The organism is Ferdinandcohnia sp. Marseille-Q9671 (assembly GCF_976954385.1).
On the sequence record NZ_CDRJTA010000003.1, the window covers coordinates 13,032 to 26,526 of the forward strand.

The window sequence follows — 13,495 nt, forward strand, 5'->3', positions numbered from 1 at the left end:
AGTGGCAATCAAACGTGCACTTGTAAGTGTTTCAGATAAAGAAGGTCTTGTTCCATTTGTAAAAGGCCTGATTGAAAAGGGTGTTGAGGTTATTTCAACAGGAGGTACTAAGCGTACCCTTGAGGAGAACGGCTTACCCGTTATTGGTATTTCAGAGGTAACAGGCTTCCCAGAAATTATGGATGGTCGTGTGAAAACTCTTCATCCTACTATTCATGGTGGGCTTCTTGCAGTGAGGGATAACGAAGAGCACGTCAAACAGCTTGAAGAGCATAACATTACACCAATTGATTTAGTTGTAGTTAATTTATATCCATTCCAGCAAACCATTGCAAAGCCTGACGTAGCATTTGCAGATGCAATTGAAAATATCGATATTGGTGGACCATCTATGCTTCGATCTGCGGCTAAAAATCATCAATCTGTAACAGTTGTTGTGGATCCTAAGGATTATGAACACGTTTTACAAGAAATCAATGATCATGGTGCAGTTGCAGCTGAAACGAGATTACGTTTAGCAGCAAAGGTATTCCGTCACACTGCTGCGTATGATGCAGTTATCGCTGAATTCTTAACCAATGCGGCTGGTGAGGAAAACCCTGAATCATTGACGGTAACCTACGAGAAAAAGCAGGACCTTCGTTATGGGGAGAACCCACATCAAAAGGCAGCCTTCTATAAGAAGCCATTAGGTGCTTCATTATCCATTGCTTCTGCTACTCAATTACACGGGAAAGAATTATCCTACAATAACATTAATGATGCGGATGCTGCTCTTCAAATCGTGAAGGAGTTCAAAGAACCTGCAGCGGTTGCTGTTAAGCATATGAATCCTTGTGGTGTCGGGGTTGGTACTACAATTGAGGAAGCTTATCAAAAAGCTTATGAAGCAGATTCCACTTCTATTTTCGGTGGAATTGTAGCTGTAAACCGCGAGGTGGATGCTCAAACAGCTCATAAGATGCATGAAATTTTCCTTGAAATTATTATTGCACCATCTTTTAGTGAGGAAGCATTCCAAATTCTTTCTTCTAAGAAAAATTTACGACTATTAACTGTTGATTTTTCAAATGATGTGAAAATCGAGAAGAAGCTTGTGTCTGTACGTGGCGGTTTACTTGTTCAGGAAGAGGATGTATACACATTAGACAATGCTACCATCTCGATTCCTACTAAGCGTGAACCAACCGAGCAAGAATGGGCTGATTTAAAGTTAGGTTGGAAGGTCGTTAAACACGTTAAGTCTAACGCAATTGTTTTAGCGAAAGATGATATGACCATTGGAATAGGTGCAGGTCAGATGAATCGTGTAGGTTCTGCTACTATTGCAATCAATCAAGCTGGAGACAAAGCTCAGGGCTCAGCACTTGCTTCAGATGCATTCTTCCCTATGAATGACACAGTTGAAGCGGCAGCGAAAGCTGGGGTTACGGCAATCATTCAACCAGGTGGTTCGATTCGCGATGAGGACTCAATTAAGAAAGCTGACGAGTATGGAATTGCAATGGTATTTACAGGAGTACGTCATTTTAAACACTAAGATTTCTGAAAGGTAAAGAAGTGTCTATGTTTGTATACAATTTCAATGTCTAGCTCCAGACGCCATCGGCTCGAGGTCATAAGCCAATCGCTTCTGAAGGTAAAAAACACCTTCTGTCAGCGCTCGTCTTATGCTTGTCGCCGATTAGCAGGCGCCTTGCGCTTTTCTTATGAGGTGAAAAAATGAAGGTACTAATTATAGGACGCGGTGGTCGTGAACACACATTAGCTTGGAAAGTGGCACAAAGCAATAAGGTAGATAAGGTGTTTGTAGCTCCGGGAAATCCAGGGATGGAAGATGTAGCTTCTACAGTAAAGATAGATGAAAATGACTTTGATCGTTTACTAGAATTTGCAAAAGAAGAGCAGATTGACTTAACAATTGTTGGGCCTGAGGTGCCATTGATTAATGGAATCGTTAATAGGTTTGAAGCAGAGGGTCTAGCCGTTTTTGGTCCTACGAAAGAAGCTGCACTTATTGAAGGTAGCAAGTCCTTTGCAAAGAAAATTATGAAAAAATATAATATCCCTACTGCTGAATACGAAACTTTTACTTCTTATGAAGCAGCAAAAGCCTATATCCTAGAAAAAGGTGCGCCAATTGTCATAAAGGCAGATGGTTTGGCTGCTGGAAAGGGTGTAACAGTTGCACTTGACTTGGATGAGGCGCTGACTAGTGTATATGAGATGCTTGAAGCCAACAAATTTGGTGAGGCAAGCGCTCAGGTTGTGATTGAAGAATTCCTAGAAGGCGAGGAATTTTCTTTAATGGCATTTGTCGATGGGGAAAGCGCATATCCGATGGTGATTTCACAGGATCATAAGCGTGCATTTGATAATGATAAGGGACCAAACACTGGAGGTATGGGTGCTTATTCACCAGTTCCACAAATATCCGATGAGGATGTACAAACAGCGATTGAAACCATTATCAAGCCCACAGTTAAGGGTATGGAAGTAGAAGGAAGACGTTTTACTGGTGTACTTTACGCAGGACTTATTTTAACTTCCGATGGACCTAAAGTAATAGAGTACAATGCACGCTTTGGTGACCCTGAAACACAGGTTGTCCTACCGCGTCTTGAGTCAGATATTATTGAAGTGATAGAGGGATTGCTCGCTAAAGAGAAAATTGACCTTACCTGGTCAAACAAAGCTACGATTGGTGTTGTTTTTGCTTCAAAAGGATACCCGGAATCCTACGAAACAGGAGCTGCTATTGCAGGACTTGATAATCTAACTGATGGAGTCACCGTTTTTCATGCAGGAACAGATAGGAAAGATGACCAATTTGTGACCAATGGTGGAAGAGTGCTGACAGTTGTAACCATTGGGGAGAGTCTAGAAGATGCACAAAATACTGTGTATCAAGAAGCAGAAAAAATCCAATGTTCAAACCTTTTCTATCGCAAGGACATTGGCAATAAAGCTATTTCACATGTGTTAACATAACAAAAGAGGTAAGAGGCAAATGCCCTCTTACCTTTTTATGTTGGATTGATCACAGGTGGTAATTCCTTCTTCTCGTTATCTTCCTGCCGTCTCTCCGCGTATTCATAAAAGAGGGCTGTTAGCGGACAGAAACGAGTAATGCCTTCCGCTACTTTCATCCCACCAAGCATTGCAACGATAATAAAACTTTCACGCCAAGGTCGTTTTACCATCTTCGCGGTAGCCCAAGCAAGCATAGTAAACCCGCATGTAATACGGATCAAAGCATTGATAATCCCAATATTTGGTCTCATAGATTTACCTCCGTTTACATATCGTTAAAAAAAGTAAATTAATTGTCAAAAATTTTTACAAATTTTCACAAAGTCTTTAGTGCAGTAAACCGGTTAATATGGTACGATAATGTAAAGCTTTTGGTGATGTTCAAAGGTCAAGAATAAATAACACAATCTCCTTTTAGAACACGTCTTTTATAGAGCTTTCGGTAGAGATTGGAGAGATGATTAATGATTGGGCAACGATACCGTTGGAAGAATAAGCAACTACGAGAACATGTTGCTGTAATAGATGGAAAAAAGTCACCAACGATTCTATTGAAAAATGTAACGTATTTAAATCAAATGTTAAAAAAATGGATTAACGCACATATTTGGATTTATCAAGATCGGATTGTCTATGTTGGGCAGAAATTACCAACAAAGGTTACCGATTGTGAGATTGTAGAGTGCGAAGGAAAATTTGTAGTGCCAGGCTACATTGAACCACATGCACATTCCTTTCATTTATATAATCCCCACTCATTTGCTCAGTATGCATCCCAAACAGGTACAACAACTATCATAAATGATAACTTAGTACTTGCTTTACAAATGACAAAAAAGAAAGCGTTTTCTTTTTTGGAGGAAATGAAAAAGCTTCCTGTATCGATGTATTGGTGGTGTAGATTTGATGCACAGACAGAGATCCATCATGAGGAACAAGCTTTTTCAAATGGTAACGTATTAAGTTGGATTGAACATGATTCTGTTGTTCAAGGTGGAGAATTAACAGGTTGGCCAAAGTTAATTGATGGAGATGACCTTATGCTCCATTGGATTCAAGAAGCGAAGAGACTTGGAAAAAAGATTGAAGGACACTTTCCTGGTGCGTCGGAGAAAACCTTGTCTAAATTAATGCTATTGGGCGCTGATTGTGATCATGAATCTATGAATGGAAATGATGTGTTAAATCGCCTACTTCAAGGCTATACCACTTCATTACGTTACTCATCTATTAGGCCGGATCTACCAAAGATACTAGATGAAATTCATGAATTGGGTATCGATCAGTATGATAAATTTATTTTCACTACTGATGGTTCTCCACCGGCGTTCTATGAACAAGGGATCATTGATACCATGATTAAAATCGCAATCGACAAGGGAGTACCATTAATCGATGCGTATAATATGGCTACGATAAATGTTGCGAGACATTACAATATGGAGAATCTCCATGGAATGATTGCGACAGGAAGAATTGCAAACTTGAATATTTTATCATCTAAGGATAATCCAACACCTGTTTCTGTACTTGCAAAAGGTAAGTGGGTAAAAAGAGAAAATAATGAGGCAGAAAGTTTTCTAAACTTTCCATGGAAAAGTCAGGGCTTTACGAAGCTTACAACAAATTGGGAGCTAACGATGGATGATCTTCAGTTCTCGATGCCCTTTGGAATGAAAATGGAAAATGCAGTAATTATGAAGCCGTATTCCATTACAATCGATGCATCGTATGATGAGCTATCAATGAATCATGATGAGAGTTACCTTATGTTAGTGGATCGTGAAGGCAAGTGGCGTGTTAATACAATTATCAAAGGGTTTGCTAGTCATATTTCAGGTTTTGCAAGTTCTTTCTCAAATACGGGTGATTTTGTATTAATTGGTAAGAATAAAAATGATATGCTTCTGGCCTTTACTCGAATGAAGGAGTTAGGAGGCGGTATTGTATTAACTGAAAGCGGTACCATTATACACGAAATTCCTTTAGATATTGGTGGGGTTACATCTGCCAAATCTGTATCAGAATTAGGATTGCTCGAAAAAGAATTTGTAAGACTCGTAAGGGAACGTGGGTACAATCACAGTGACCCAATCTATACCCTATCATTTTTAACATCAACACATTTGCCTTATATTCGGATTACACCGCAGGGGATATATGATGTTATGAATAAAATTGTACTCTTTCCGTCAATAATGCGTTAAAATATAAAAGGATTTAGTTTTAATGGGGAATACCCCATGTATCATGAAAAAGCCACGGTACCCCTTTGACTTACAAGTATATGAATTAGTATTAGTTTAGGTATGCCAAGGTTGTATTAGATAAAAAGGTTGTGTGCTCATTATGAAAAAAACTTTATTTATTATAGGGATTTCACTTTCACTCATTTCTACAGCATGTAGTAATAAAGAAGAAGCAACAAAGCAACAGGGGGAGCATGAACCGAAGCAGGAAAATCCGGCTGAAAACGAACAACCTGCTTTTTCATTTGAAGAGGAATTTCCGCTCACAGGGATTGGAACAAATGAAGAGGTAGACAATCGCCCTTTTGCAGTTATGGTAAATAATCATCCGCAAGCACGTCCACAATCTGGACTACACAAGGCAGATATTGTGTATGAGGTATTAGCAGAGGGTGATGTAACAAGGTTCCTAGCAGTTTTTCAGAGTGAGAAACCTGACATCATTGGTCCTGTTCGTAGTGCAAGAGATTATTATATTGAATTGAGCCAAGGTTTTAATGCATTATATGTTGCTCATGGTTGGAGCCCAGAGGCTCAAGAAATACTTAACAGCGGAAGAATCGACAATATAAATGGTATGGTATATGATGGTACTTTGTTCTGGAGAGCAGACCATAATGTCGCACCTCATAATTCGTATATTTCTTTTGAAAATATTGAAAAGGGTGCAGAAAAGCAAGGCTATTCAATGGAAAAAGAGGTAGAAAGCTTTTCATTTTTATCTGAGGAAGAAATTGATGGTATTACCGGGACAGCTGCTGAACATGTTCGAGTGTCTTATTCATCAAGAGATGTATTTGCTGCTGTATATGATTATAATGCAGAGGAAGGCAAGTATGAGCGTCATAGCGGTGGTGAACAAACAGTTGATCGTGAAACAAAAACGCCTGTATTACTCGATAATGTACTAATTGTTGAAATGAATCATCGCTTTATTGATGATTATGGTAGAAGAGCAATTGATGTGACAACTGGCGGAAAAGGTTATTTGTTGCAAAAGGGAATAGCTCAAGAAATTGAATGGAAAAATGTTGATGGGCGAATTATTCCCTCTTTCAATGGAAAAGAGGTAGGCTTTGTGCCAGGGAAAACATGGATTAACATTATTCCAACATCACCAGGTATAACAGGTTCAGTTTCTTTTGGTAATTAAAGACATTAATACATCCAAACGGTATAGATCTTTTAATAAAAAAAAGAACATTCAGTAAAAAGGAGAAACTATATGCAAATTGATAAATTACGTGGGAAAGGGCTTGACCAATTATTTAATGCTATATTGTCGTTAAAGGATCTTGAGGAGTGCTATCGCTTTTTTGATGATTTGTGCACAGTTAACGAAATTCAATCTTTGGCCCAACGCCTTGAAGTAGCGAGAATGCTTCAAGAAGGAAATACGTATCACAAAATTGAAACAGAAACAGGGGCAAGTACTGCAACTATATCTCGTGTGAAGCGCTGTTTAAACTATGGGAACGATGCTTACCAAATGGCATTAGACCGCGTGAAAGAAGTAGAAAAACAATAAGAGTACCAAAAGTCGAACCTACTGGGTTTGGCTTTTTTTGTTTTAGAGACGTTGCAACCTTTTCAATTACTAACTATAAATAGTTATCACTCGACTTTAGAACGAAAAATCAACGAAATGAAATATGCACAGCTATTAATAGATGGGTCTAGTTTTGCTATAATGGAGAAATGGAAAGATGAATGGAGGATCTTCATGTACGATTTTAAAGAGTGGAGACATGTATTTAAACTTGATCCAAATAAAGAACTAAACGATGAGCAATTAGAGGCAATATGTGAATCCGGAACGGACGCCATTATTGTCGGAGGAAGTGATGGTGTAACATTAGATAATGTACTTTCTCTAATGTCACGTATCCGTCGTTATACAGTACCATGTGTATTGGAAATTTCAAATATTGAGTCAGTGACCCCTGGCTTTGATTTATACTTTATCCCGACTGTATTAAATAGCAATAGCACAAGATGGATGATGGGATTACATCATGATGCTGTGAGAGAATATGGTGAAGTTATGAATTGGGATGAAATGATTATGCAAGGTTATTGCATACTAAATCATGACTGCAAAGCTGCAAAGCTAACTGGTGCGACTACATCACTGAGTAAGGAAGATGTTGTAGCCTACGCGACCATGGCTGAAAAAATGTTTTCATTACCTATTTTTTATATTGAATATAGTGGCAGCTATGGGGATAAGGAAATTGTCTCTGCGGTGAAAGACACATTACAAACTACAAAGCTATTTTATGGCGGTGGAATTAAAACAGCTGACCAAGCGAAAGAAATGGGTAGGTATGCAGACACGATCGTCGTAGGAAATAGTGTGTATGAAGACCTAAATTCCGCACTTAAAACGGTACAGGCTGTTAAGGGGTAATCCTTATTGAAATCATATATAAATATCATGTAAAATAGAACATATGTTTGATATGCTTTTTCTAGGTCTAGGGAATCATTCAGACTAGGTAAGGTGTAGCCTCTTTGTGGACTCAGATTTATTAATAATCTGGGTGCAGATTGTCAAGGCGTATTTGATGATGGGACGGTGAAGAATATGCAATTTATCAGCAATAAATTACTAGCGGGTTTAAATAAAGAACAACAAGAGGCTGTGAAAGCAACAGATGGTCCTCTGTTAATTATGGCAGGTGCGGGAAGTGGTAAAACCCGTGTGTTAACACATAGAATAGCCTATTTAATGGTTGAAAAAGAAGTAGCGCCGTGGAATATTTTAGCAATTACTTTTACCAATAAGGCCGCTAGGGAAATGAGAGAGCGTGTTCAAGGCATCCTTGGTGGAGCTGCGGATGAAATTTGGATATCTACGTTCCACTCCATGTGTGTACGAATCTTACGAAGAGATATTGACCGTATGGGGTTCAACCGCAATTTTTCAATATTAGATTCAACGGACCAACTTTCCGTGATTAAAAGTATTTTGAAAGAAAAGAATCTCGATCCGAAAAAATATGATCCACGAATGATACTTGGGATGATTAGTAGTGCTAAAAATGAGCTAACAACTCCTGAAGAATATGCGAAAACAGCAGGGGGGATGTTTGAACAAGTTGCAAGTGATGTCTATACGCTGTATCAAAAAAGACTTCGGAAAAACCAATCGCTTGATTTCGATGATTTAATCATGACGACAATCCAACTGTTTCAAAGAGTTCCTGAGGTATTGGAATTTTACCAACGAAAGTTTCAGTATATCCATGTAGACGAGTATCAAGATACAAACCGTGCTCAATATATGTTGGTTAAACTACTTGCTTCAAGGTTTAAGAACCTATGTGTTGTCGGTGATTCCGATCAGTCGATTTATCGTTGGCGTGGTGCAGATATTGCTAATATCCTTTCTTTTGAAAAAGATTATAGTAACGCGAAAGTGATCCTTCTTGAACAGAATTACAGGTCAACGCAGCGAATTCTACAAGCAGCAAATCAAGTAATTGAAAACAATGTGAATCGAAAACCTAAAAAACTTTGGACTGAAAATGATGAAGGGAAAAAAATTTCATATTTCCGTGCAGATAGTGAATCAGGCGAGGCACAATTTGTCGCTGGGAAAATACGTGAATTAGTCGATAGTGGAAAGCGTTCCTTTGCAGATATCGCCATTTTATATCGAACAAATGCTCAATCCCGTGTAATGGAGGAAGTTTTATTAAAGTCTAATATTTCCTACCAGATCGTGGGCGGAATCAAGTTCTATGACCGAAAAGAAATCAAGGACTTATTGGCGTATTTACGTGCGATTGCGAACCCTGATGATGATATTAGCTTAACAAGAATTATTAATGTTCCTAAACGAGGGATTGGCGCAACTTCAATTGACAAAATTGCGAACTACGCAATTGGGCAGGACATTTCTATGTTTAAAGCACTGCAAGAGGTTGAGCAGATTGGGTTAAGCGCAAAAATAACAAATTCGCTTAGGGAGTTTAGAGATTTAATTTATAACTGGGACCAAATGCAGGATTATTTGTCTGTAACAGAATTAGTTGAAAATGTGTTAGAGAAGACAGGCTACCTCGAAGTGCTGAAGGCAGAAAAAACACTCGAGTCTCAAAGTAGAATTGAAAACATTGAGGAATTTTTATCTGTTACACAAAACTTTGAAAAACAAAGTGATGATAAAAGTCTCGTAGCATTTTTAACGGATTTGGCGTTAGTTGCAGATATCGATAAGATGGATGAGGATGAAAATGATAAAAATAATGCTGTTGTATTAATGACCTTACACTCTGCTAAAGGATTAGAATTTCCAGTAGTCTTTTTAATGGGAATGGAGGAAGGTGTATTTCCGCATAGTCGCTCACTGATGGAGGAAGTCGAAATGGAGGAAGAACGTAGACTTGCTTATGTTGGTATAACAAGAGCCGAGGAAGAACTTTTCTTATCGAATGCACAAATGAGAACATTGTATGGCCGAACTTCGATGAATCCCGTTTCACGATTTATTGCAGAAATTCCAGAAGACCTGCTTGAGGATTTAGGAGAACAACGCAAACAACAAATGCGTACACCATTTTCCTCATCTTCCCAAACTTCATCACCTTCCCGATTACAACAGGAAAGAAGGGTCTTTGCGAAACCAATCGTAAAATCAACCGGAGGAGATGAAATTGGTTGGAACGTGGGCGATAAGGCTGAGCATAAGAAATGGGGAATCGGTACGGTTGTAAGTGTGAAAGGAGAAGGGGAATCCAAAGAATTAGATATTGCTTTCCCTAGTCCTACGGGCATAAAACGTTTGCTTGCAAAATTTGCACCAGTTACTAAGGTAAACTAGAAAGGGTTGGACGTATGGAAAAAGTGACGGCACAAAAAAGAGTTCAAGAGCTTCATGAGCTTTTAAATCGGTACAATTATGAATACCATGTGTTGGACAAACCTTCAGTACCCGATGCGGAATATGACCGTCTATTGCGGGAATTAATTCAACTTGAAGATGAGCACCCAGATTTAAAAACAACTGATTCCCCAACAGTTCGTGTCGGTGGTCATGTGCTTGAATCCTTTCAAAAGGTGGAGCATCGAATCCCTATGCTAAGCTTAGGGAATGCATTCAATGAACAAGATCTGCGTGATTTTGATCGCCGTGCTCGTCAAGCTGTTGGCGATTCTGTTTCATATGTTGGTGAGCTGAAGATAGACGGTCTTGCGGTGTCTTTACGCTATGAGCAGGGTGTTTTTGTACAAGGATCAACTCGTGGTGATGGAACAGTTGGAGAAGATATTACGGAAAACTTAAAAACAATTCGGTCGATTCCTCTGCGTTTAAAGGAAGCTATTGACATAGAGGTTCGTGGCGAAGCTTTCATGCCTAGAAAATCATTTGAAAAGTTGAATGCAGCAAGACTCGAAAAAGAAGAGGAACCATTTGCGAATCCAAGAAATGCTGCAGCAGGATCATTGAGACAGCTTGACCCGAAAATCGCTGCAAGTCGCAGTCTTGATATCTTTTTATATAGCATTGCTGAAACTGGGAACTTAGGTGTGGATTCACACAGTGAAGGTCTAGATAGGCTAGATCAATTAGGTTTTAAAACAAATCCAGAGCGTAGGAAATGCTCTACGATTGAGGAAGTCCTAGAATATGTGAATAGCTGGGTCGTAAAACGTCCAGATCTTGCGTATGATATTGATGGGATTGTAATTAAAGTTGACTCACTTGATCAGCAAGATGAGTTAGGTTTTACTGCAAAAAGCCCGCGTTGGGCCATTGCATACAAGTTTCCGGCAGAAGAAGTTGTAACGAAGCTCATTGATATAGAGTTAAGTGTTGGTAGAACGGGTGTTGTCACCCCGACTGCCATATTAGAGCCAGTTCGTGTTGCAGGTACGACCGTTCAGAGAGCATCCCTTCACAATGAAGATTTAATTCGTGAAAAGGACATTAGGATTGGTGACACGGTAGTTGTAAAAAAAGCGGGAGATATCATTCCTGAAGTAGTAAATGTCCTTGTTGATAAGCGAACAGGCGAAGAGGCTGAATTTAACATGCCAACACATTGTCCGGAATGTGAGAGTGAATTGGTTCGCTTGGATGGGGAGGTAGCATTGCGTTGTATTAACCCAAAATGTCCTGCCCAAATTCGCGAGGGTCTCATACACTTTGTTTCACGGAATGCGATGAATATTGATGGATTAGGAGAAAAGGTCATATCTCAGTTGTTTGCAGAGAACTTAATTTCTGATGTTGCGGATATTTACACCTTAACAAAGGAACAGCTAATCAATCTTGAAAGAATGGGAGAAAAGTCAGCAGATAATCTACTAGCTGCTATAGAGGTTTCCAAGAATAATTCTTTGGAAAAGCTACTTTTTGGCCTAGGAATTCGACATGTTGGTGCAAAAGCGGCAAAGACCTTGGCACAACATTTTGAAACGATGGATAAATTACAGGTCGCATCAATAGAAGAACTTACGGCCATAAACGAAATTGGGGAAAAGATGGCAGATGCGATTGTCACCTATTTTGAGCTTCCAGAGGTTCATGAATTGTTACATGAGTTACGTGAGTATGGAATTAATATGGAATACAAGGGACCTAGGCTCGTATCGGTGCTTGATAGTGATTCTTATTTTGCTGGAAAGACAATCGTCCTAACAGGAAAACTAGAGCAGTTATCAAGGAATGAAGCGAAAGCAGAAATAGAAGCACTCGGAGGGAAAGTTACAGGAAGCGTCAGCAAAAGTACAGACCTTCTAATAGCAGGTGAAGCAGCCGGTTCGAAACTAGCAAAAGCTCAAGATTTGCAGATAGAGATATGGGATGAGGAAAGACTGGTACAAGAACTAAGGAAGTAAGAGGTGTTCGGATTGAAAAACCTAACCATTCTAGGTGTAGTGTTTTTACTTTTGCTATCTGGGTGTGCTCCTAAATTTGATCAAGAAACAGAGATCATTCAGGATTCAGATAAGGAAACGGAAAAGGCGATTATTCCTAGATATAATATTTCTGATTCGTATTATAAAGCGGTAATTCCCTACAAAACGGGAAAAGCTAGAGGGATTGTAGCAGCAGGCATCAATAACCGTTTAGATATTGATGAGTTTGAAACGGGTCTAATGAGGATTGCGCAGGACTCGTTTCCAGCTGATAAGTACTTTTTCCAAGAAGGTCAGCATTTAGAAAAGGATACAATCCAAAATTGGCTACTTCGGAAAAGAACAGACGCACAGCAAGCAGCTGCTGAAACAAGGGCAAAGAAAAAGTTGTCAAATACAGGATTAAACCCAATGTTTGAAGCGCCAGCTAATCCTAATGAGTATGAAGGGGCAATGAATAAAAGCCCAATTTATGTAGCCACAATTACAGAACAAAATTATTTAATAAAAAATAATGAAGAAAAACTCGAAGTGGGTGGGATTGTAATCGGCATAGGGATGAACTCCCATCACTATTATAATCTTCCTGCTGAAGTTGGTGGCTATCCTAGACAGGTTGATATTTCTCAGGCTGATATAGAAAGAGAAGGAAAAAAAGCAGCGGATGAAATTATTAATAGAATACGGACAGAAGAGAAATATGCTAGTATTCGTGATATTCCTATTGTTATTGCTCTGTATAAGCAAGAGGCTGTTAGTGCGGTTGCGCCAGGTAACTTCATTATGAAGGCGAAGGTAGATGGAAATAGTTCAAAAATTGGAAAATGGGAACCGATTAATGAAGAGTATTATTTCTTTCCTTCCAATGATGCGACAAAGAATTATCGAGAAGATGCATTGATGGTCCAAAGCTTTTCCGATGCAATAACTGATTTTTTCCCAAACTTTACAGCAGTTGTTGGTAGAGGCTTTTATAAGGACGATGAACTGCAAGAACTAACACTCACTATTCCAATGCAATTCTATGGAAAAGCAGAGGTTATTGGATTTACACAATACGTAACGGGTCTCATCATGGAGCATTTTGATAACTATATCTCCCTCCAAGTATACATTAATTCCGAAAGTGGAGCGGAAAGTGTCATCGTACGAGATGCGGGTGAGAGTGAACCGACTGTCCATGTGTATAATTAACAAGGAAACAAGACCTGGCCAAGTGCTAGGTCTTGTTTTTCGTTCCTATCACATAAAGAGATAGAATGTTTAGATTTTTCTTCTTATTTGAAGAAAGCGCTTTTATTTAGTAGAATGAAACTGTTGAGTTTAAAACTTGAAAGGGAGGC

The 13,495-nt window shown here is 39.0% G+C and carries 10 protein-coding genes; 9 read left to right on the top strand and 1 reads right to left on the bottom strand.

Annotated features, from left to right (window positions below):
* Position 1 precedes the first annotated feature (1 nt).
* Both purH and purD read left to right on the top strand, forming a co-directional pair.
* The gene (gene purH / locus ACWNMY_RS12815) at positions 2-1,540 is read left to right on the top strand and encodes a bifunctional phosphoribosylaminoimidazolecarboxamide formyltransferase/IMP cyclohydrolase (protein ID WP_449538653.1); all 1,539 of its coding nucleotides are present in this window, start codon (positions 2-4) and stop codon (positions 1,538-1,540) included.
* Positions 1,541-1,722: 182 nt separating this feature from the next.
* On the top strand, positions 1,723-2,991 hold the full coding sequence (purD, locus tag ACWNMY_RS12820; RefSeq protein WP_449538654.1) for a phosphoribosylamine--glycine ligase: 1,269 nt from the start codon (positions 1,723-1,725) through the stop codon (positions 2,989-2,991).
* 35 nt (positions 2,992-3,026) lie between these two features.
* Here purD and ACWNMY_RS12825 read toward each other — a convergent pair whose 3' ends face one another.
* A complete protein-coding gene (locus tag ACWNMY_RS12825; RefSeq protein ID WP_449538655.1) occupies positions 3,027-3,284 on the bottom strand; it encodes a YgaP family membrane protein in 258 nt (85 codons plus the stop codon).
* A gap of 213 nt (positions 3,285-3,497) precedes the next feature.
* Between ACWNMY_RS12825 and ACWNMY_RS12830 the strand changes: the two genes are divergently transcribed.
* The 7 genes from ACWNMY_RS12830 to ACWNMY_RS12860 all read left to right on the top strand — a co-directional run bounded on the left by ACWNMY_RS12830 (position 3,498) and on the right by ACWNMY_RS12860 (position 13,346).
* Positions 3,498-5,240 (top strand): adenine deaminase C-terminal domain-containing protein, encoded by a 1,743-nt coding sequence (locus ACWNMY_RS12830; RefSeq protein WP_449538656.1) that lies wholly within the window; start codon positions 3,498-3,500, stop codon positions 5,238-5,240.
* A 142-nt stretch (positions 5,241-5,382) separates the two neighbouring features.
* On the top strand, positions 5,383-6,435 hold the full coding sequence (locus tag ACWNMY_RS12835; protein ID WP_449538657.1) for a DUF3048 domain-containing protein: 1,053 nt from the start codon (positions 5,383-5,385) through the stop codon (positions 6,433-6,435).
* 72 nt (positions 6,436-6,507) lie between these two features.
* On the top strand, positions 6,508-6,810 hold the full coding sequence (locus ACWNMY_RS12840; protein ID WP_449538658.1) for a YerC/YecD family TrpR-related protein: 303 nt from the start codon (positions 6,508-6,510) through the stop codon (positions 6,808-6,810).
* 195 nt (positions 6,811-7,005) lie between these two features.
* Positions 7,006-7,692, top strand: coding sequence for a heptaprenylglyceryl phosphate synthase (locus tag ACWNMY_RS12845; RefSeq protein ID WP_449538659.1), 687 nt, complete (start codon positions 7,006-7,008; stop codon positions 7,690-7,692).
* 177 nt (positions 7,693-7,869) lie between these two features.
* The gene (pcrA, locus tag ACWNMY_RS12850) at positions 7,870-10,110 is read left to right on the top strand and encodes a DNA helicase PcrA (RefSeq protein ID WP_449538660.1); all 2,241 of its coding nucleotides are present in this window, start codon (positions 7,870-7,872) and stop codon (positions 10,108-10,110) included.
* A gap of 14 nt (positions 10,111-10,124) precedes the next feature.
* Positions 10,125-12,131 (top strand): NAD-dependent DNA ligase LigA, encoded by a 2,007-nt coding sequence (gene ligA, locus ACWNMY_RS12855; RefSeq protein WP_449538661.1) that lies wholly within the window; start codon positions 10,125-10,127, stop codon positions 12,129-12,131.
* A gap of 12 nt (positions 12,132-12,143) precedes the next feature.
* Complete coding sequence (locus ACWNMY_RS12860) at positions 12,144-13,346, top strand: CamS family sex pheromone protein (RefSeq protein ID WP_449538662.1); 1,203 nt, start codon at positions 12,144-12,146, stop codon at positions 13,344-13,346.
* Positions 13,347-13,495: the final 149 nt, after the last annotated feature.